Below are 20859 nucleotides of genomic sequence, written 5' to 3' on the forward strand. Positions count from 1 at the left end.
TTATTCAGTTTTAAAGTGACCGATAGTGTCAGCCAGTCGCGCAGAACGTTGGCTTAAGCCGGTGACGGTTTCGGCGGTGTCATGCGTACGCTGCGAGACGGTTTCAGCCGATTGTGCAATGTCTGTGATACTTTCGCTAATCTCCGTTGTGACTTGCGTTTGCTGTTGTGTCGCATTGGCAATGTGTGAGGTCATCTGATTGATTTCGGTGACCATGTTGGCAATATCAACCAGCGCAGCGTTATTTTGCTGACAGTAGTCCACACAAGCGTCGACGGTCTGGCTGGTGGTATCCATATCTGCCACCGCTGACTGCGTCTCTTGACGTAATGCGGCAATTTTATCGCGAATACTTTCGGTCGAGTCTTGGGTACGTGAGGCGAGGGTACGTACCTCTTCGGCGACCACGCTGAACCCGCGGCCTTGCTCGCCCGCGCGCGCCGCTTCAATCGCCGCATTCAGTGCCAACAAGTTGGTTTGCTCGGCAATCGCTTGAATTACATCAAGCACGGTACCGATTTCTTCGCTTTGTTGCGATAAACGGCCCATGGTGGCCGTGGCAGCGTCCATGCTCGATGATAAGGTGCGGATTTGCTCAACCAGATCGTCACCAATTTGCGAGCCGGTGTTAACGGCTTGGGTGATGTCATCCGACGCGGTGGACGCTTGGTCTGCATATTGAGCAACATCCGTGACCGAGGTGGCCATTTCTGTCGCGGCCGAGGCAACTTGATGGGTATGCTTGACCTGGTCGGCGACGCGATCGCGCATGGTGACCACGTCTTGATTGATGTTGCTCGAGGCTTGGCCGAGTAGCCCGGATGCTTGGTGCGCTTCTTGGATCACTTGCTGGAAGCTGGCGAACATATTATTGAGCGAGCGGCCGAGCAGCGCCATTTCGTCTTTACCTTTATCGGGTAAGCGTTGGGTTAAATCTTTATCTTCTGCAATGGTTTTGATCCGTGTAGTGACCGCAATCATCGGTTTGGCAATATTGCCACCGAGAATATAGGCAATCACGATCGCCACGCCAACGAGCACCAATGACGTAATGACCGTGGCTTTTAAAATGGTGTCCTGCATGGCAGCGACTTGTGATAACGCCTCTTGCTGAGTGATTTGATTGACCAGGGCCCAGCGTTTGCCGAAGACATCGATCGGTGAATAAGCGGTATAGACCGTTTGATTGCGATAGCTCTGTTCCTTACCCGTGCCCGTTTGGCCCGCCAGCGCTTGCGCAATACTTTGGGTCTCGATGGACATTTGTCCCGCAGCGGTACCGGTGAAGTCAATGCGGCGAATCAAGTCAGCGTTGACACCGTTGGTGCGTAGTAAGTTTAAATATGCTGATTTGTCTTCTTGCAAGGCGCGCGCTTCGGTGCGGAGGACGTTATCAGGCCCCACCATAAACATTTCGCCGCTTTGTCCAAAGCCTGCTGACTGCCATTGACCCTGACCACTGATCACGCCACTTAAGCGTTGAATCGGCAATTTGAAGATCAGTACCCCCTGCGTTTCACCGTTTTCTACGATAGGGGTGGCGATAAATGAGGCCGGTTCATCGTAGCTGGGAAAGTAAGGGCGGTAATCAACAAAACTGATGGCACCGGCTTGTGCATCAATTGCCTCTAAAAAGGCATCGCCCATACCGCTGGTGGCATAAGGACCGGCAAATAAACTGGTGCCAAAATCAATCTCTTTCGCTACCGAATAGACGATACGACCATTGGCATCGGCCAACAAGATATCTTGGTAGCCAAAGGTGTCGGCAAAGCGATGATAGTTAGGGTGGTATTGGGTATGTACCTTGTCATACGTGGAGCCATCGTTAGTGGTGACCAACTTGTCTTTCTCACCCAAAGGATGGGGACTACCGCTGATATAAAATTGCTGCAGAGTGCGGGTGGCAGGGGCCAGCGCGGCGAGATTGGAGCGTGCATTGGCGTTGGTATCGTTGCGCGCTTGGTAAACATCACCAAAGGTGTCAGTGTAGTAGTCTTGCAGCGCTCGGCGAGCGGCTCTGTCGGTGCGGACTTCACGGCTGTAGCGTCGATAGGCTTGGCTAAAAGACGCCACCGCATTTTCGGTCATGGTGGAGTCGGCCATTGAGGTTAATTGCTGGCCGATAAATGAAAAATAACTGGTTAACTCAGAGTGCTTGGCTTCGCGTACGGCTTTGAGCTGGCTAATCGCCTGTTCCCGCATTTCATCGCCAAATAGTGTGGTGGTTCGGTTTGCCAACACCGTGGCGGTGGCAACAATACAAATAACACACGCGGAGATGATCGCCGCAGAAACCTTGGTGCGAACTTTCATACTACTAAACTCCTGAAACGTCGTTATGACGGCATCAAATCAAGGCACCTTACTGGCGTAAAGTGGAGGTGGGGGCTTATTCGATAGGGAAATGATATGCTCAAACCGTCAGGTCGCACTCTAGCATTGCCACACTGTGGTATTGGCCAAACTTTTCACCGACATCATTTAGTTGTCCAACTTGTTGGAAGCCAAAGCGACGATGCAATGCCAAGGACGCTGGATTAGGTAGCGTGACGAGAGAATAGGCGCGGCGCAGTGCCTTGTCGCGCATGCTGTCGAGCAGCGTACGCATTAGCTGAGAGCCAACACCACGCCTCCCCGCGTCTGGGGCCGCATAAATGGTGATTTCTGAGGCGATGTGGAAAGCCTGCTTAGAATTAAAGGGGGTATTGTAGGCAAAACCAAGGATGTGTTGGTCTTGCTCGGCCACCCAGGCTTGATAGCAGGAGGACGGATCAAACTGAGCGAACCATTGTTCACGTTCAGCTAATTGCCATGGGCACAAGTCAAACGTAATGGCAGTGTGTGTAATGTAATAATTATAAATCGTATTGATCGCGTCACAATCACGCAATTCCATGCGTCGAATAAGCATTTTCGCTTCCTTTTTACTTTTTTTGCGCGGCATAAGATAACGAAGTTCGCGCCATTCGCCAAGTGTTGGTGATAAATCGCTCACTCGCTGTTTACCTGTTGACCAAATCTCAGCGGATTTTGAGGGAAAACAAATTATCGTGCCGTATCGGCGAAAAATGGGCGGGAAAAGATTGTGGAGGCAAAACGATCGGATTAGCATGAGATCTTCACTTCTTGGCATAAAGGACACGTTTTGTCAGAGTTTAAAGCAACATCTATTTCTCCTGTGGGGCCGTTTTTCTCACCGATGGTGCAGGGATACTGGCGATTGGATGATTGGCAGATGACCCCGCAACAGCGGTTGAGTTTTCTCAAGGCCCATATTGATTTGGGGATAACCACGGTTGATCACGCTGATATCTATGGTGACTATCGCTGTGAGAGCTTGTTTGGACAAGCGATAAAATTGGATCCGAGTGTGAGAAAATCGATCCAAGTGGTCTCTAAGTGCGACATTAAATTGGTCAGTGAGGCAGCGCCTAATCGTAAAATTAATCATTACGACACCAGCTACCATCATATTTTGGAATCGGTGGATAACTCACTGTCACGTCTGGGAGTGGAAAAGCTCGATGTGTTGCTGCTGCACCGCCCAGATGCATTGATGGATGCAGATGAGGTCGTGGAGGCCTTTACGACACTTCGTCATCACGGCAAAGTCTCGCATTTTGGTGTATCCAATTTTACCCCGTCGCAGTTCGACTTACTGCAATCGCGTTGGGATGAGTCACTGGTCACTAACCAAGTTGAAATTAACCCACTACGTTTTGATGTGATTCATGACGGGACGTTAGATCAGCTTCAGCGCTTGCGTATTAAGCCGATGGCTTGGTCTTGCCTTGCTGGGGGAGAACTGTTCAATGGTGATTCTGAGCAGGCAGTGCGTGTTAGAGAGATGCTCAATGCGATCGGTGAAGAGCTAGGTGGCGCGAGTATTGATCAAGTCATTTATGCGTGGGTGATGCGTCATCCATCACAACCTTTGCCGATTATTGGCTCAGGTAACATTGAACGCGTGAAAGCGGCAAAACAGGCTTATGAACTTCAGCTAAGTCGTGAGCAGTGGTACCGCATTTGGATTGCGTCAAAAGGCCACAATGTGCCTTAGTCTATAAGACGATAACCAAACAGTTAATGACAGAAGGCGGCATATTGCCGTCTTTTTTCGTTACAATATCAACATGCCTTGGGCTCTGTCGCCGTGAGGTGACGAGGTTGATGGAGTCAATGGCGACGAATAGCGATAATTCCCTTGCTCTCGTACCGCCATGCTTGGCAGGTTGCCCGGTGGAGACGTCCTGTTTACTCGCCGGGAGCAACTATTTTTTAGCCTGATATTGTGAATTGTGAGAGGTGAGTGCTGACACTTCTAGCAATGGTGCAGCGTCGATGTCGTCGGCATTCATCATTGAAGAAATACGTTGGACTGATGACAACAATAAAGACTGCTCCCACTCTTCCAAGCTTTGAAAACGTGAGATAAAGTTTTCTTGTAATGGCTTCGGTGCTTGCTCTAACGCGGCTTCTCCTTGCTCGGTCAGATGAGCATGCACTTTGCGCTTATCAAGCTCACTACGGACACGAAGAATCAACCCGCGCTTTTCCAACCGATCTAAAATTGTCGTGGCAGTTGCTTGGCTCATGTTGGTGTGCACAGACAGCTTCCTAATGGTCACTTGGCCCAGCTCTTTGATGGCGCGCATCAAAACCAGTTGAGGGCCAGTAATGCCTGACACTTTGTTAAGTTTTCGTGAATGCAGATCTATCGCGCGGATGATCTGCCGCAGCGCAACCAGTACTTCTTCGTGTTTTTCCATTTACTCACCTCCACCAGAAAAAATCGCCAACGAAACTTACAATACCCGCGGTTGGAGTGCAAAGACATCGAGATAAAAATCGACTTTTTATGGTTTTTTTCATTATCAAATAATTAACGTGCTTTCAGTCTATTATAACCCTTAGAGTTCAAATTAAATCTAATTTATTGTTATTTTTGACTGTTTCAGTGAGCAAGCGCAAAAAGTGCCATATAGTCATCAATTTAATGATCGAACAGGTCGGATCTGCATTGCAACGGGTTGCATGAAACCTCACGCATAGTATGGGGATCACACTGAGAACAATGAGATAAATTCTTTGTTGCATTCCGTAACATAATGCTTAGAATTCCTTCATACAAACGATAATGGTTATCATAAACGTTCATATCTAAAGTGAAGGACAACGTACGATGGAATTTACCCCGTTTAACCGCAATCTCATTGCGCTCTCATTATTCGCCGCGCCTTTTAGTGTTAATGCTGCCACGCAGCAAGAGGTAGTTGAACATTACGCAGATATTGCACATGCCGTGTTTGCTGATTCCCACGCCACTGCGGTCACGCTTGATAATACCATTGAAGCTTTTACTGCCAATCCTTCTCAAAAAACTTTTCAGGCAGCCAAAAAGGCGTGGTTGGATGCACGTGTCCCTTACCAGCAATCAGAAGTGTTTCGTTTTGGTAATGCCATCGTTGATGACTGGGAAGGGCAGTTAAATGCCTGGCCATTGGATGAAGGCTTAATTGATTATGTCGCAGGCGGCTATCAAGCCGAGCTAGGTAATGCAGGGGCAACGGCCAACATCGTTGCTAACCAAAGTATTCAAATTGGTGCGACCGATTTAGATGTGGCTGATATTACGCCAAAACTGTTGGCAAGTCTCAATGAAGTAGGTGGGTCAGAAGCCAACGTTGCTTCCGGTTACCATGCGATTGAATTTTTGCTGTGGGGGCAAGACTTAAATGGCACTAATCCAGGTGCGGGCGAGCGGCCATACTCAGACTTTGCTTACGAGGAAGACTGCACGAACGGTCACTGCGACCGTCGCCGCGCGTACTTGAAAGCCGCGGCGGATCTCTTGGTGGATGATTTAGCATGGATGCGCGATCAATGGGCTGAAGGCAATAAAGACAATTACCGTGCGAGTCTACTGGCGGATTCCAGTAAAAATGGCTTACGTAAGATGCTATTTGGTATGGGTTCCCTCTCGCTGGGTGAATTGGCTGGCGAGCGTATGAAAGTGGCATTAGAAGCCAACTCGACCGAAGACGAGCATGACTGTTTTTCTGATAACACCCACAACTCGCATTTTTATAATGAGCAAGGCATTTATAATGTCATGATGGGGACCTATCAGCGCGTTGACGGTAGCAAACTGACGGGGCCGTCAGTATTGGATTTGGTCAAAGGCCAAGATACTGACGCAGCGAACGCGATCAAGACAAGCTTTGAGCAAGCACGTGAACAAGTAAAAACGTTAGTGGTATCGGCGGAAGAAGACAATGTTCACTTTGATCAGTTGATTGCTGCGAGCAACACCGAGGGTAACCAGCTTGTGAATGAATCTATTGCCGCGCTGGTTGATCAAACCAAACACATTGAGAAAGCCGCTCAGATCATCGGCATTGATAATCTCAACCCAGATACCGCGGACCATCAATTCTAATTGTCCGCTAATGATGTTAAGCCCCGTGCCGCGGGGCTTTTTTGCTTTGTCAGGATACAACATGAAGTCCAAAGTCATTGTTTACCTCGGTGCAATCGGCATCAGTGCCTTGGTGAGCACGTCAGTGGTTGCTTTTGAACGCACCTCTGGTGGCCGCACCACGGTGATTAAAGAAGGTGCCAACGCTTTCTCCCAACCTGCCGCTAACCTACCCATGAGCGAGCGCATCGACTTCAGTGTCGGCAACAGCTTTTTTCGTAATCCTTGGGTGAGCTCGCCGGCTTCGACCGATGCGCGTGATGGACTTGGCCCTTTGTTCAACACCAACGGCTGTCAGAATTGCCATATTAAAGATGGCCGTGGCCATCCTCCTTCTCCTGGGGATACCAATGCGGTATCTATGTTGGTGCGTTTGAGTGTGCCAGCAGTGAGCGAAGCCGAACGGCAGAAGCTGATCCAATATGGCAATCTTCCTGAGCCAAATTATGGAGGGCAGTTGCAAGACTTTGCGCTCCCGGGGGCCAAACCCGAGGGTAAGGTCACCATTACCTATTCTGCCGTCCCCGTGACCTTTGCCGATGGTGAGACAGTCACCCTGCGCCAGCCGCATTTAACTGTCACCGATCTTAATTATGGGCCGATGGCAGAAAATATTCAGATGTCGGCGCGGATTGCGCCTCCGATGATTGGATTGGGATTACTGGAATCGATTCCTGCGGAAGACATTTATGCACTGGCCGATCCTGAAGATGCCAATGGCGATGGGATCTCAGGCCGACCTAACCAAGTGTGGGATGTCGAAAAGCAGCGCACTGCGATCGGCCGGTTTGGTTGGAAGGCAGGATTACCCACCGTTAACCAACAAAACGCCGCGGCCTTCAATGGCGATGTGGGATTAACTACCTCCATGTTTCCTCACCACAATTGTATGCCGTCACAGTCTGTGTGCGACGAGATGCCCAACGGTGGCGATCCAGAAGTCAGCGACAATATCTTAGGGTTTGTTGAGTTTTACGCCCGTCATTTGGCTGTGCCAGCGCGTCGCAATATGCAGGATCCGGCAGTGAAAAAGGGGCAAGATATCTTCATTCAAGCCGGCTGCAATGCGTGCCATGTTGAATCGTTCACTACCGCAAAACGACCAGATCTTAAAGCTCTCAGCGAGCAACGTATTCACCCCTATACTGACCTGCTTTTGCATGACATGGGAGAAGGGCTTGCGGATCATCGTGGAGAATTTGTTGCCAATGGTCGAGAGTGGCGCACACCGCCTTTATGGGGCATTGGGTATACCAAAGAAGTAAATGCAGATGCCGCCTATCTGCACGATGGTCGCGCACGCACCCTGATGGAAGCCATTTTATGGCATGATGGCGAAGCCGCCAGTGCGAAACAGCGTGTGCTGGCGATGCCGAAAGCTGAGCGTGACGCCTTGATCGCGTTTTTACGTTCATTATAACAACAATATGCTGGAGTCTTGTCGCATGCGTTTTCGACTCAATCCTATCGCCGCGCTCTCTCTGAGCGCCACGGTATTACTCGGTGGGTGTTTATCTCAAACCGAGACCGGGCCTAATCACGGCCTGTGGCAACTACAAAAACAGCGAAGTGCGCAGTTTCTTTCTGCGACCGCTGAGCTGGCTAAGACCACGCAATCGGTCTGTACTCAGGGCACGCCTATTGATGATGCGCGCCAAGCGTGGAAGACGGTGATGGCCAATTGGATGCCGTTACAAGGGGTAGAAAAAGGTGCTGAGCAGGCCTTGGCGCAAAGTTGGCGTATTCAGTTTTATCCTGACAAAAAGAATACCACTGGGCGAAAAATTAATGCGTTACTGGCCAGTGATACACAGTGGACCGCGGCGGCATTGGCTGAGCAAAGTGTGGCCGTGCAAGGCGTCGGCGCGATGGAGTGGTTGCTTTATGATCAGCAGGCTGACTTAAGCCAAGCGAAACACTGTGAAGTGGCGATGGCGGTCAGTGCTCGCTTGCAACACACCGCATCCGCGCTCAATGCGGCTTGGCAGCAAAATCCTTGGTTGGGCATGCCGCCTTCTATGGCGACAGCAGAAAAGTTAGGGGCGCTGACGCATCAACTAGACTATGTCCTTAAAAAACTCTCCGGTCCTCTGGGTAAACCGGGTTTTCCTAATCCTTATCAAGGTGAGGCATGGCGCTCACGGCATTCTCTCACACTGTTAAGTGAGAGCATCAAAGCGATGCAAACCCAGTACCATGCAGAGGGGGGCATCGAACAAGCGCTCCGAGCGCGAGGCGATGATAAAGTGGCGGATCGTGTCAGTGAGCATTGGCAACTCGCCTATGACAGTTTGCCCACGGATGGAACGCCCCTGTTCGATCGCCTGAATACGGTAGAGGGTTATCGGGATATGTTGACGGTATACAACAATCTTGAATATCTCAAATGGGTACTTGGCGGTCAGGTCGCTCAAGATTTAGGTATTATCGTCGGGTTTAATGCATCAGATGGAGACTAGTTTAAAGCGCCGCCGTTTATTAAAAGCGGCACTGATGGGAGCGGCGCTGCCTACAGTGGTGAATGCGTTGAGTGGTTGTCGTGGCAACAGCACGTCAGCGCGTTGTGAGTTACTCGGCTGCGCGCTGAGCAGTGATGGAACGTTCGCGGTTGTCGGCGCTGACCGTATGGGACAGCCCGTCTTCCGTCTTCCGTTACCCGCGCGCGGTCATGGTGTCGCCGCCCAACGTCGAGAGGTTGGGACTCTGGGTGTGGCATTTGCGCGTCGGCCCGGTCATTTTATGCAGGTGTTTGATTATCAACGTGGCGTGACGTTGTCACAGATAACGGCCAGCGCAGAACGCTACTTTTACGGCCATGGTGTGATTTCTGATGATGGTCAATGGTTATATACCACTGAGGGAAAACGTCAAACCAGCGAGGGCGTGGTCGGTGTTTATCGACTGAGCGCGCGCGGCCAGGTGAAAAAAGTGCGTGAGATAAGCGGCTTTGGGATTGGTCCTCATGAAATCGCGCTGGCGGATGCGAACACACTGGTGGTGGGGGTCGGTGGCATGCATACCGATGGCCGCACCGTGCTAAACATCGATTCAATGTCACCGGCGTTGGTGTACATCGACATTGACACGGGTGAGGTGGTTGAACGTGCTGAGTTAGCCAATAAAAAGCTGAGTATTCGTCATTTGATGGTGTCAAATGAGGGGGATGTGGTGACGGGGCAGCAATACCATGGCGAGGATAATGCCCCCTTGGTGGCCATTCACCGTCGTGGTGAACCGATGAAAATGCTCAATGCCACACCGGAACAGTGGTCTCGATTTAACAACTATGTTGCCAGTATTGCGACCCTCAATGGTTGGATTGTCGCAACCTCACCACGAGGCAACTGCTATGGTATCTGGTCACACGATAGTGGAGATCTGATTGGCCTTCACCCCTTGGTAGATGCGTCTGGAGCGAGTCGCGATGGTGATGTGATCAATCTCAGTTCTGGCAGCGGTAAGATGGTCACCTTGAATAGTGCACACCATCCGGATTACAGAATGACGCCAGTGCGATGGGACAATCACTGGATAACGTTAGTGTAATCAACACGTGCTATTGTATTAAACGGCAGTCTCTTGGGGCTGCCGTTTTTTCTTTCAATGTTTAGGCCCGTAATGCGTCAATTCAAACTATGATTTTGCCTCTGTCGAGTGAAATTTTGCCATAATAAGAGAGAGGATAAGGAGAGGCATATGATGAGAGGGCATGATGCCTGTTTGGCAAATCTTCTGATAGTATTTTGCTTTTTGGCGAAACCAGTTGGTGCCACGGACACCACTGACGATGGGAGTATTCGCTTTCTCGTTGAAAAGGTTGAACAGACACAGCGGGATGATCAAACGTTGTCTGCAGATGCCCATCGCCAACGTGCCTATCAATATGCTCGAGATTGGATCGAAGCCGCCGCGCCAGATGCGACTGTTTTAGCCTATGCTAGCGCCCTCACTGAGGACTATTTAGCGCATGGTTTTTCGCTGATTTGGACACAACCTGCTGCGCGCGATGAGCTCGAAACACAAGTGAATGTGATCTCTTTAGCTGGGTTTAGTCCCGAGTTTGAGTGGCGCGCGTGGCAATTAAGGCAGCTTCGAGCACAGAACAGCGATACGGCGTATGACATCTTTGCTACTGATACCGCGTATGCGTTACTTAGTTATCTGGGAGCCATTCCAGATAAAGGGATGCAATGGTTTTTTGGTGCCTCTCACCAAGCACCGCTCGCTGTTCCATCACCTCAGTTACGTACGTCACTTTTCAAGGCCGGATTAGGTCCATCTCTGACACAATTTCTTAGAAAGCGGCGTCCTCAGCACCCACAGTATCGTGCACTTATCAAACAGATTATCCGCCTGCAAGATCAGGCTCAGCCAGTGTGGCCATCCATTCCCGCCGATGCATTGATTTATCCGGACCAAGCGATTACCACACGGTTGGCTTTAAACTTGGTTGATAACCTCCGTTTGCAAGGCTTTTGGGATGGCTCAAAGCGGTTAGAGGCGATTGATGGAAAAGCGGTTCGTTACCGTGGAGACTTACGTGAAGCCGTTGAAACTTTTCAGCAACGGCACGGTTTGACCGTTGATGGCATTATTGGTCCATCGACCGCGAAATGGTTTAATCTGGATGCCAAGTCTCGGATCCGTCTACTCGCACTCAATGCTGAGAGATTGCGGTTATGGCCTAACCGTAACCCCGATCGGATTGTGGTGAATATCCCTGACTACCGAATGCGTTTATGGCATGACGATCAGAATGTGTTTGAGAGCAAAGTCGTGGTGGGTCGACAATCAAGACGCACCCCACTGTTTTCTTCAATGCTTGATTCTGTGGTGCTAAACCCCAGCTGGAACGTACCACGTAGTATTGTGCAAAGAGATATCTTGCCTAAGTTAGCGGATGATCAGCAGTATTTGTCTCAACATCAGTATCGTATTTTGCCTAACTGGCAAAGTGATACGCAAATCGATCCAAGTACCATTGATTGGAAAAACGTACGCACTAACGGCTTTCCTTATCGCCTGCAACAAGCGCCAGGGCACGGTAACGCATTAGGTCAATATAAATTCAATACACCGAATCGGAACGCCATCTATCTTCATGATACACCCGCGCAAGGCTTGTTTAATCGATCACGACGCGCGTTCAGTTCCGGGTGCATTCGCGTTGAGCAAGCCGAGCAACTGGCGGACTTATTATTGGATTTATCCGGTCAAAAACTATCCGACTATCAAGGGTACTTGGATAAGATCCAAACCAAATGGGTACCGCTGCAAAAGCGCCTATCAGTGCAAACCATTTATCAAACAGCTTGGGTTACAGAAGAAGGGAAGGTTGCATTTCGGGACGATGTGTATGCCTATGATGTGCAAACCAAGCGTGAAGTGACCACACAAGAACCTCACTATTTGACCCAGCAGCGAGATCCCTCGTTACTTAGGGCGCAATAGTTGAGTGAAATCATCCGTTGTGCTGCCTCTGGTGCTTAAGGCTATCGTCCTTGTGTGCTGTACTACCGTGGAGGATGAGTGAGGTGAGGCGCAATATAGCGCTGGTAACGTTTTGGTTTTAAGCGAGTAAGATCGACCAAGACGAGGCCATCAATACAGTCCGCAAAATCAGGGTCAACACCAAAGTCCAAGAACTGGACACCACCCGGTTCACACAATTCACTGTACTGTTTGTATAGTGTTGGGATCCCAACGCCTAGGTGATCCAACAACATTTTTAACTGCTTTAGGTCGCGCGCATAATCGTTGCCGCAAAAGTGATCGAGAAGCTCACTCTCTTTACTATCGGCAAGCTTAAAAGGGCGCTTAGATCGCGCGCACTCGCACTCGCTCTCGCCGGTAAAATAGGTGCGATAAAAGAAAATCAGCAGCTCTTTAGCCGCTTGTGGCATGGCGTTGCTGATGGTGACTGGGCCAAATAAATAACGATACTGTGGCTTCTGCGCGAGCAGGGCACCAATACCTAGCCATAAATAATCCAGACTCCGTTTACCCCAATATTTTGGTTGCACAAAGCTACGGCCCAGCTCTAACCCTTGTGCGAGAAACGGTTGCATACCCTGCTCAAAATCGAAGAGGCTCGCGCTGTATATGCCCTCTAGTCCCTGAGTGTTCAGGGTTGACTGTGTATCACACAGGCGATAAGCGCCGACAATATCAAGCTCTACCGGATCCCAGAGTACAAGGTGCCAGTAGTATTGATCGTACTTGTCGAGGTCGCGGCGCTGTCCCGTTCCTTCTCCCACGGCACGAAAGGCCACTTCACGTAGTCGGCCAATTTCTCGCATCACGGGCGAATCCGCTTGATAATCCAACAAGTAAATGCGTTTTCCATCAGGGGTGCTCCCCAGTTGCTGGGCACAATCCAGTGCTTGTTTTAGCGCTAATCGAGGCTCAGGAGAGGCGATAGCCGTTTCTGTGGGAAATAAGCCAGTCTTACGCTTGGCAATTCGGTAAAGATGTTTATGAAAGAGTTTAACACGTGTTTTGACCGGTAAATTTGCAGTGGTGCTGTAACTATGGTGAGGGATCATTTCCCCCACGGTAAAAGCAATGGTGTTGTTCTCCTGCCGGAACATTTCTTCTACCAGTAAAAGGGTAGAAAGCGGTTTATACACCATGGATGCGCCATAAAAACGTGCTGAATTACGGCCCTGAACATGAATAGGAAGGATGGGCGCTTTGGACTTGGTTGCCATGCGTAAAAAGCCAGGATGCCATAGTCCATCTCTGATCCCTGTTGGCGCGACACGGGACACTTCTCCTGCCGGAAAGATGATCAGTGCACCATCGTTTTCTAGCCACTGAGTAATGTTCTGCAAGTTCTGTTTAGGGGTGTGGCCTCCCATATTATTGACGGGCAATAGGCAACTATGAAGGGGGGCAACTTGCATAAGAAGCTCATTGGCCATCACTTTCACATCAGGGCGTACCGAGCGCACCAGTTTGAGCAAAGCCAGACCATCCAGTGACCCGATAGGATGGTTAGCAATAATGACAACCCGACCTGATTCAGGGATCCGCTCTTTTTCCCGGTCGCTCACTCGGTAACTAAAGTTAAAGTAGTCGAGTACCTGTTCAACAAATTCAAACCCTTTGAGGTGTGGGTAACGGCCGGCAAACGCTTGAAACTCTTGTTCATGAAGTAAACGTTTTAGGGTTTTACTGACCGGGCGTTTTAGCCAATCGCGTCGTTCTAACTGTGGATAATGAGACGATAAAACTTTATCAACATCTAACATAAGCAGCCCTGCATACAAAAATGCGTATCTGAGTTGTTCAGATATCCTAGCCTTAGCCTAGATAGTTAACGTGACACCCCCTTGGCAGCACAGTTGCAAACTGATGACAGCGTGGCATAGTGAGGTCCATATATAAGACTCTAGACGAGTGTGATGGGTGGCGCTAGCTGCGGCCATCTCACTTTAAAAACGGAAAGGTTAACTTCATGGCGTTGCATTATGAGATTGTGCCGGTCACGGCATTCCAACAAAATTGCTCTATTATTTGGTGCGATCAGACTCAAGAGGCTGCAGTCGTGGATCCGGGAGGGGATGTTGCCAACATTCGCCAAGCGATCAACACGCTGAATGTGACAGTGACAAAAATCCTTCTTACACATGGGCACTTGGATCATGTTGGTGGCACCATAGAACTTGCGAAGGCACTGGATATACCTGTGGTTGGGCCGCACAGAGAAGATGCTTTTTGGTTGCAAGCGCTACCGGCTCAGGCGCAAATGTTTGGTTTCGCTCATGCAGAGCCCTTTGATCCGGATCAGTGGTTAGCTCAAGGGGACACGGTATCAGTCGGCGATGGCACGCTGTCGGTATTATTTGCGCCAGGCCATACGCCAGGGCACATTGTTTTTGTCGATTTGGAAGGACGTACTGCTTGGGTGGGTGATGTGCTATTTAACGGAGGAATAGGCCGCACCGACTTTCCAAAGGGTGATCATGCAACGTTGATTCATGCGATTAAAAATACCTTGTTACCAGTAGGGGATGATGTCACTTTTATTCCTGGTCATGGTCCCACATCAACGTTGGGACATGAGCGTAAAACCAACCCCTTTCTCACTGGGGTGTTTTAACTCCCGCTATCATTTTGGGCCGGTCAGTATTGACCGGTCTTATTTGTCACTCGCCGCAGCCAGGTAGCGCCTTGCGATACCAATGAAATCTTCAAGTGGCCGATCTAACAAATCTTCGCTGACAAACACATCATATCCCAATAACTCTCTTGTATAGCGCATGCGATTTGCCAACATTGCCATCAGCCCCTTGTATAATACCCCATTGGCACCGCGATAAGGGGTATCATCAAACATCATATCTTCTAACGGCTTACTGGGTTGGCTGCCCGCTCGACGGTATGCCGTGATCAACAACGCACGCTGCGTCATAATAATATGGGTAACCATCCGTAAACTGATGCTATCTAGCAGTGCATCATAGTGTTTGATCTTAATGCCCATCCAAGGAAGAGGTTCACCGATCCCTTGTTGATGGACATGAGGGATACCAATCGTATCGATATTGCGCCACTTCAGTGCCCAGCCACCACGAAAACTATGATGTTGTAAATGCATAAATGAGAGAGAAAACGACAATTGAACACGTTGAAGTAGTTTATTGATGGTGTAAAAGATGGCCACAATGGCGATAAGCCCGAGGACACCTTGGCCGAGCGACAGCGTAGGCTGTACCAAAAAGAAACAAACCAGCACAAAGGCGACAGCCATTGCCGCCAGCATACTCCATCGCGCGGCTTCGAATTGGGGAGGGTAGATTTTAATCGTTTTCAGTGCATCCATGATCATCCGTGTGGCACGCTGCTATATAAATATAAATCAGCGAGCGCTAGTGCCATTCACTCTTTGTCGTCAATCATCATACGGGTAAAGTGTCTGATTAGTTTGCCTAAGAATCACTGGATTGGTAAACATTTATCGCTGGATATCACGATCTTTGTACCGACGAAGGGGCATTCACCTACAAAAGTGGGACAAAATTTGGTATAACACGCGCTTTGTTTTTCACCGGCTGCCTTCAGCAACCCTGAACGCAGTGCATCGGACTAGGATGATTGAATGAAAATCTCTCATAAGCGTAAGGTACAACGTAAACTCAACAAGCGTGTTAAAGCATCATTGCCTGCTCGTCAGCGTCCCGTCAAATCTAAGCCAGTTGCGGCTACTCAACCTGCTACAGCGCCGGCGACTAGCGCTGCTTCAGCGCTCACTCCTAAGCAGCAGCAAGTGTTGGATATTGTAAAAGCGAACCCTGAGGGCATTAACCCTAAAGGCATTGGTCTGGCAGCCGGACAAGAGGACAGTAAAGCGGCCTCTTGGGCAACGGGTGCACTGAAAAAACTGGCGGAAGAAGGCACGGTTGAACGTGTGCAAATGGCTGCAAACAAGGTAATTTACAAAGCTTGTTAACCCTGCGTTTGCGCATCCGCCTAAGTGTCTAGACGCGCACGATCTTATACTTAAGCGGATGCTCCCCTTCTCAAGTTTTTATGACGCCCTAGGGCCAACCCCTTTTTTGTGACAACCGAGTAAACAAGTGTGTTTAATTTCAATCATTTGTTTTTGTGTTGTTAGAAAAGCTTTTCTTTATTGCGTTTTCGCACGCTTAAAGCATGATCAAGCGCAAAATACTGTATAATCTTCCAGACATCCGTTTAAAACTGCCTATAGTGGGAGAGTTGTTTAATGTTCTGTCTGGAGGTAAGCCATGGATGTGCTGTCAACCCAGCTGAAAGCACCCACTGAAGTCGTGTTCGATTACACCCATTTTTTATGTGAAAGTCAGCAACCGACTTGGACCTTTTTTGATATTTTTAGAAGCTTGTTACCTGTTTTCAACACCGTACTTGAACATCAAGCTGGTGGAGGAGAGCAACCACTCTCAGCCCAAGAACGTCTTCAACAGCAAGCAGCGCGTGTGATGTCTGTTCGCAATACCGATACCGCCAACTTGGTTCAGCTAGCGAGTTTGGCGCGCCAAGAAGGCATTGCAGAGCTTACAGTTCTGATGCCTTATGCTTTGGAGTATCGACAAATGGAAGCGATAACCCATCAAACTGGGGCTCAACTTGAGTACAGCAATGAAAATCGTGAATGGGTAAGGTTAACCTTTGCCTAATGCTGAGAACGATCCTGCACAGCCCTTCGTTTTAATGACGTTGCGTTAGGGCAGGATCAATATGTGTGACCCACTGTTTGTTTTGTTCGTAACAGGTGAGCGGCGAAGCGGTTGGTGTAAACACTATAATGGCACACGATGTATCGGCCGCTAGCGCTGCATTAATCAGAGCTTCATTATCGTAGCCTTCACGCGGGTAAATCACTCTTACCTGATCAGTATTTATTCCCCAATCGCCAAATTGCGCTGCGCTTAATGAGCGTGGAGGGTTAATAATGGTGATCCATTTGGGTTGCCGTGCTTTTAATGCCACCGCGCGCAACACTGCCTGCCAATGTGTATCGGCCTGTGTTTGAACGGTCAAAGCAGACTGATAACAGGATAGAGACATCATACGCTTTGAGGCGTGACCGACTGAGTTGCTTGGCACATTGAAAGTCATGGACATAAAACACCTGTGTATATGATCATTACTGTATAAATAGACAGTAATACTTTGTAGCCTCACTCGCAAGTCACTGGATGGCTAATTTGTGATCAGGATCGTGAACAATTCGTAGGCTTTTTTTCTGGTGTTCCAATGAGATTGAGGTAAGAACTTGCTAAACTGGCTCGTTTTACCCCTTTGGAGAAACAATGGAGCAGGAATTCTGGCATCGGCGCTGGGCGGAAAATCAGATAGGATTTCATCGGGATAGTGTGCACCCAATGTTGATACGTCATTGGTCTGCACTCACCCCACGTAGTGATGAAATGGTGTTGGTCCCTTTATGTGGTAAGTCAATAGATTTAAACTGGTTAGCAGAAAAGCATGCGCATGTGGTTGGTGTTGAGTTGAGTGATATTGCGGTGCGGTCATTCTTTTCTGAAAACTTGTATACCCCTCAGGTTCATCGAGCACCGTCAGGGCATGTGCACTATTGTTTTGATGAGTTAGAACTGATTAGTGGTGACTTTTTTACCGCGCATCTAACCCCTGCGCCCTTAATCTATGACCGAGCGGCCTTGGTCGCCATGCCGCCTTCTATGCGCGCCCACTATGTGGATCGGGTGCGTGAATTGTTGGCTCCGGGTGGGCGTCTATTACTGATTACCCTGTTTTATCCGCAAGTCGATAACAGCCCGCCGTTTTCAATTGATACGTCGATAGTGGAAAAGGCGTTTGCGGGCCTGAATATTACGTTATTAGACACACAAAAAGAGCCAGAAAGTGACTATGGCGAACAGGTGTGGTTGATTAAAGCAGCCCCCTAAATAACAGCTCTTCGCTGCGCGACGTTCACACTGACCTTTTTCGACCCTAGTCGAAGGTGCGTAATGATTCAGACGATCGAGTTAGGCTGTTTTGGTTCGGGCTCGGGTATACTGGCGTGATTCCCAATGGGTAATAAAAAAGACCGCCGCAATAATAATGCCTGCGCCCAACCACAGTCGGCCAGGCGGGACCCAGCTAAATACCAGCCAGCCAAACAGAACGTTTAGCGGAAGTTTCGCGTGATCAAACGGCTGAACGAACGAGGCATCCGAGACTGCATACGCTTTAGCAATCGCCCATTGTGCGAGGGCGGTAAGTATCCCGGCACCCAATAACATCCACCATGCTGTTGAGGATGCTGGTAATGTCCAATCCGGTACCGCAAGCAATAAGTTAAAAGGCGTGATCAAGAGCAATAGATACATCACGATGGTTGTAGGCGGGTCGTAGGCCGACAAACGTTTCACCATGAGTGAATAAGTTGCCCAAAAGAAAGCCGCGCCCACGGGTAATAAAGTGGCCCAAGTGAAACCCTTTGACCAGGGCTCTAGGATAATCATTGCACCACAAAAGCCCGCGAGTGTAGCGAGACTGCGTACGATCCCCACTCGTTCACGAAGAAATAGTCCGGATCCTACTGTGGCGAACAGCGGCGATGTCATTAGCAACGCGATCCCTTGCCAGATAGGTACTGGATAGGCCAGCGCCCATAACCAAAGCTGAATACCAATGACGGAAATGAAGACGCGTAAACAGTGTTGCCCCAGATGTTGTGTTTTGAGGGATTGGCGGATGCCTAACTGTTTTAGCCATGGGATCATGGCGACCAACGCAATCGCATATTGGATAAAGGCAACCGTTGTAGAAGGCAAGCCTAATTTGAAGCTAACGTACTGTGAAAGACTGTTGACTAACGCAAAACACAGGCCTGCTGTTAGCATCCAGGCAGCGCCTTGGAGGGGGTTATGAATCTGTTTCATCGCCGTGACAATCGGAAAAAAGACGCACGGATAGTAGCGCAAATTAGGCCTCAGAGCGACTATAAATCCTGAGGCCTAGTCAATAACGCGCTTACGCTGACAGCGTTGAGTAGACTAAAGGGATATCCGGATCTATCGCATCCAAGGTTGCTTGCGTATCTGCGAGATGGCTGACAGTGCTATCTGCAACCTCTGCTAAGGCAACAGAACGAATCTCCCCCCAATGATAGCCCGCCATATTGGCGGCGATAAGCGCGACTTGAAGCGGCGGCAAGCTAGGATTAAACGCGGCGTTTTCAGCATACATGCCAGAGAAAAACTGGCCATCATGGGTCTCAACGGCGACACCACTGTAATTACCAGAGTATGGCGCATGACTCAGATTAGCCGCATCGGCAGCGGCTTTTAAAAGTGGGATATCAATATCTTCGGTTGGTAAAGCGTGTGATTGATCGGCCAATAGTCGAGACTCAATGCCTAAGTCAGCAGGGCCAAACGGCTCTGGCAGATAGGTGTGTAAGGTGTTTGGTTCAGTTTGTGGAAGCTGGATAATTAATGCTTCTGCGCCATTTAGCTCATTCATAAACTGACGGCAATGACCGCATGGGCTGTAATTAATCGTGATATCTGTTAAGCGGGTTGCACCTTTTGTCCATGCATGACTAATGGCACATTGTTCTGCGTGAACCGTTTGGCCTAATTGTACCCCGGTAAACTCAATATTGGCACCCATATACAGGGTGCCGTCTTCGTTACGAACAATGGCGCCAACATTAAAGTGAGAAATCGGTGTTACGGCATATGCCGCAGCCAAAGGTAATAAAGTGAGGCGCAGTGCGGCGTCAGAGAGGCCACTAGCCGCTTCCATTTTCGCCACTTGCTCTGGTGAAAATGTTGCACCAAAGTGTGTGTCAGTTATCCAATCAGAGACAACGCTTTGTAATGCGTCGGGCAATTGTGTCAGTGCATTGGTTAGTGCAGTTCGCATAGCATCACTTCTTCATCATTAATGGATGATCAGTGTAGGGAAGCGTTAGTGATAATTGTGTGATTAAAATCACGCTTGTTATGCAAGGGGGTTTTTGTTGCTGAAAGTTAGAGTGACATCAATGTTTTTTCGTCTGTGAATGTGGCCAAGTTAGGGGGAGGGTTAGACACCTTCTTGCCAGTCAAGGTAAACGGTAGGAGGTCATTCTCGAGAGGCATGATTTGGATCCGCGATTAGGGTTGCCAGTTGACATAGGGGCGGTGAACTTTGCGGTATTCAGCGGTTAACTCGCCGCTTTCACGCAAGCGAGTGATCAGTTGCGTCAGGTATGCATCGATTTCTTCGCCTGACTCACCTTTCGGGATCACGAATACATCCTGGAAGTCAGCGAAATGTGCGCGTTTGATCATGGCCAGATCCAATGCCTTAAGCATCATATCTGCTTCTTCTTGCGCCCAGACAAATCCATCTATGCGTCCAGCTGCCAATCTGAGTAGCGATTGCTGGATGCTATGGGAACGTTGAACCTCAAAAGGCATATAGTAGGGGACCGCTTCGATCGTATAAAGCGAGGGTTGAGCCCATAATTCCTCAACCGCGAGAGGAAGCGCCTTATTGGTATAGAGAACATGGGTCACGAGACCAAATGATACCTCACTAAAGGCGAAGGGGAGATGTGTCACATTACTGGGTGGACGTACCGCGGGTAACCCAAAATCAGCATGTCCTTTCACCACCCCGTTTATTGCGCGATGGATAGGAAAGATCTCAATGTTAATCTTTGTGGTGGGATCTTGTTCATCTAGATAGCGAACAAAATCGACAAACGCGCCAGTACCGTCAGGGTTAATCAAACCTGGAAGTTCGCCAAGGTGGGCAACGTATGTGTTCTCCACTTGGTCATTGGCGTGTATGGATTGGCTGGTGAGTAAAACGAAAACCAGAAGTAGCGGGAAGCGATTACGTCGCATACTCTTCCTTTATGTTGGTGC

19 protein-coding genes are annotated in these 20859 nt (G+C 49.2%); 10 read left to right on the forward strand and 9 right to left on the reverse strand.

Translation table 11 applies throughout. The features are described from left to right. Together BUQ98_RS03930 and BUQ98_RS03935 are read right to left on the reverse strand one after the other, a co-directional pair. Entirely contained in the window at positions 1 to 2316 is a 2316-nt protein-coding gene (locus BUQ98_RS03930) for a methyl-accepting chemotaxis protein (protein WP_074212590.1), read from the reverse strand. Positions 2317 to 2416: 100 nt separating this feature from the next. After that, positions 2417 to 2914, reverse strand: coding sequence for a GNAT family N-acetyltransferase (locus tag BUQ98_RS03935; RefSeq protein ID WP_074213572.1), 498 nt, complete (start codon positions 2912 to 2914; stop codon positions 2417 to 2419). A gap of 288 nt (positions 2915 to 3202) precedes the next feature. Between BUQ98_RS03935 and BUQ98_RS03940 the strand changes: the two genes are divergently transcribed. Next, complete coding sequence (locus tag BUQ98_RS03940) at positions 3203 to 4063, forward strand: aldo/keto reductase (protein WP_074213573.1); 861 nt, start codon at positions 3203 to 3205, stop codon at positions 4061 to 4063. A gap of 211 nt (positions 4064 to 4274) precedes the next feature. Here BUQ98_RS03940 and BUQ98_RS03945 read toward each other — a convergent pair whose 3' ends face one another. After that, positions 4275 to 4772, reverse strand: a complete 498-nt coding sequence (locus BUQ98_RS03945; protein ID WP_074212591.1) for a MarR family winged helix-turn-helix transcriptional regulator — start codon at positions 4770 to 4772, stop codon at positions 4275 to 4277. A gap of 413 nt (positions 4773 to 5185) precedes the next feature. Here BUQ98_RS03945 and BUQ98_RS03950 point away from each other — a divergent pair, with 413 nt between their 5' ends. The 5 genes from BUQ98_RS03950 (at position 5186) to BUQ98_RS03970 (ending at position 11932) form a co-directional block, all read left to right on the forward strand. Further along, positions 5186 to 6442, forward strand: a complete 1257-nt coding sequence (locus tag BUQ98_RS03950; RefSeq protein ID WP_074212592.1) for an imelysin family protein — start codon at positions 5186 to 5188, stop codon at positions 6440 to 6442. 61 nt (positions 6443 to 6503) lie between these two features. After that, on the forward strand, positions 6504 to 7901 hold the full coding sequence (locus tag BUQ98_RS03955; protein WP_074212593.1) for a di-heme oxidoreductase family protein: 1398 nt from the start codon (positions 6504 to 6506) through the stop codon (positions 7899 to 7901). A gap of 25 nt (positions 7902 to 7926) precedes the next feature. Further along, positions 7927 to 8940, forward strand: a complete 1014-nt coding sequence (locus BUQ98_RS03960; protein ID WP_074212594.1) for an imelysin family protein — start codon at positions 7927 to 7929, stop codon at positions 8938 to 8940. Further along, positions 8930 to 10027, forward strand: a complete 1098-nt coding sequence (locus BUQ98_RS03965) for a DUF1513 domain-containing protein (RefSeq protein ID WP_074212595.1) — start codon at positions 8930 to 8932, stop codon at positions 10025 to 10027. Before BUQ98_RS03960 ends, BUQ98_RS03965 begins: the two co-directional genes overlap by 11 nt. A gap of 150 nt (positions 10028 to 10177) precedes the next feature. Continuing rightward, the gene (locus BUQ98_RS03970; protein WP_074212596.1) at positions 10178 to 11932 is read left to right on the forward strand and encodes a L,D-transpeptidase family protein; all 1755 of its coding nucleotides are present in this window, start codon (positions 10178 to 10180) and stop codon (positions 11930 to 11932) included. A gap of 62 nt (positions 11933 to 11994) precedes the next feature. Here BUQ98_RS03970 and BUQ98_RS03975 read toward each other — a convergent pair whose 3' ends face one another. Continuing rightward, the gene (locus BUQ98_RS03975; protein ID WP_074212597.1) at positions 11995 to 13734 is read right to left on the reverse strand and encodes a bifunctional ornithine lipid synthase OlsF; all 1740 of its coding nucleotides are present in this window, start codon (positions 13732 to 13734) and stop codon (positions 11995 to 11997) included. A gap of 206 nt (positions 13735 to 13940) precedes the next feature. On the opposite strand from BUQ98_RS03975, the gene BUQ98_RS03980 reads away from it, so the two are divergent. Then, entirely contained in the window at positions 13941 to 14585 is a 645-nt protein-coding gene (locus tag BUQ98_RS03980; RefSeq protein WP_074212598.1) for an MBL fold metallo-hydrolase, read from the forward strand. 39 nt (positions 14586 to 14624) lie between these two features. Here BUQ98_RS03980 and BUQ98_RS03985 read toward each other — a convergent pair whose 3' ends face one another. After that, positions 14625 to 15308 carry a DUF2982 domain-containing protein gene (locus BUQ98_RS03985; RefSeq protein ID WP_074212599.1) on the reverse strand — a complete coding sequence of 228 codons (684 nt, stop codon included), beginning with the start codon at positions 15306 to 15308 and terminating at the stop codon, positions 14625 to 14627. 276 nt (positions 15309 to 15584) lie between these two features. Between BUQ98_RS03985 and BUQ98_RS03990 the strand changes: the two genes are divergently transcribed. After that, positions 15585 to 15935, forward strand: a complete 351-nt coding sequence (locus BUQ98_RS03990) for a MarR family transcriptional regulator (RefSeq protein ID WP_074212600.1) — start codon at positions 15585 to 15587, stop codon at positions 15933 to 15935. 298 nt (positions 15936 to 16233) lie between these two features. After that, positions 16234 to 16644, forward strand: a complete 411-nt coding sequence (locus BUQ98_RS03995) for a hypothetical protein (protein WP_083605190.1) — start codon at positions 16234 to 16236, stop codon at positions 16642 to 16644. A gap of 31 nt (positions 16645 to 16675) precedes the next feature. Here the strand turns inward: BUQ98_RS03995 and BUQ98_RS04000 are convergent, their stop codons facing one another. Continuing rightward, the gene (locus BUQ98_RS04000; RefSeq protein ID WP_139294630.1) at positions 16676 to 17092 is read right to left on the reverse strand and encodes a hypothetical protein; all 417 of its coding nucleotides are present in this window, start codon (positions 17090 to 17092) and stop codon (positions 16676 to 16678) included. A 188-nt stretch (positions 17093 to 17280) separates the two neighbouring features. Here BUQ98_RS04000 and BUQ98_RS04005 point away from each other — a divergent pair, with 188 nt between their 5' ends. After that, the gene (locus tag BUQ98_RS04005) at positions 17281 to 17898 is read left to right on the forward strand and encodes a thiopurine S-methyltransferase (protein ID WP_074212602.1); all 618 of its coding nucleotides are present in this window, start codon (positions 17281 to 17283) and stop codon (positions 17896 to 17898) included. Between the two features lie 81 nt (positions 17899 to 17979). Here the strand turns inward: BUQ98_RS04005 and BUQ98_RS04010 are convergent, their stop codons facing one another. The 3 genes from BUQ98_RS04010 to BUQ98_RS04020 form a co-directional block, all read right to left on the reverse strand. Next, the gene (locus BUQ98_RS04010) at positions 17980 to 18879 is read right to left on the reverse strand and encodes a DMT family transporter (RefSeq protein ID WP_175566283.1); all 900 of its coding nucleotides are present in this window, start codon (positions 18877 to 18879) and stop codon (positions 17980 to 17982) included. Between the two features lie 91 nt (positions 18880 to 18970). Beyond that, complete coding sequence (gene cdd / locus BUQ98_RS04015; RefSeq protein WP_074212604.1) at positions 18971 to 19867, reverse strand: cytidine deaminase; 897 nt, start codon at positions 19865 to 19867, stop codon at positions 18971 to 18973. 233 nt (positions 19868 to 20100) lie between these two features. Then, the gene (locus BUQ98_RS04020; RefSeq protein ID WP_074212605.1) at positions 20101 to 20838 is read right to left on the reverse strand and encodes an ABC transporter substrate-binding protein; all 738 of its coding nucleotides are present in this window, start codon (positions 20836 to 20838) and stop codon (positions 20101 to 20103) included. Positions 20839 to 20859 lie beyond the last annotated feature (21 nt).

Origin of the sequence: Salinivibrio sp. ES.052 (genome assembly GCF_900141775.1) — a bacterium.
Classification (GTDB): domain Bacteria; phylum Pseudomonadota; class Gammaproteobacteria; order Enterobacterales; family Vibrionaceae; genus Salinivibrio.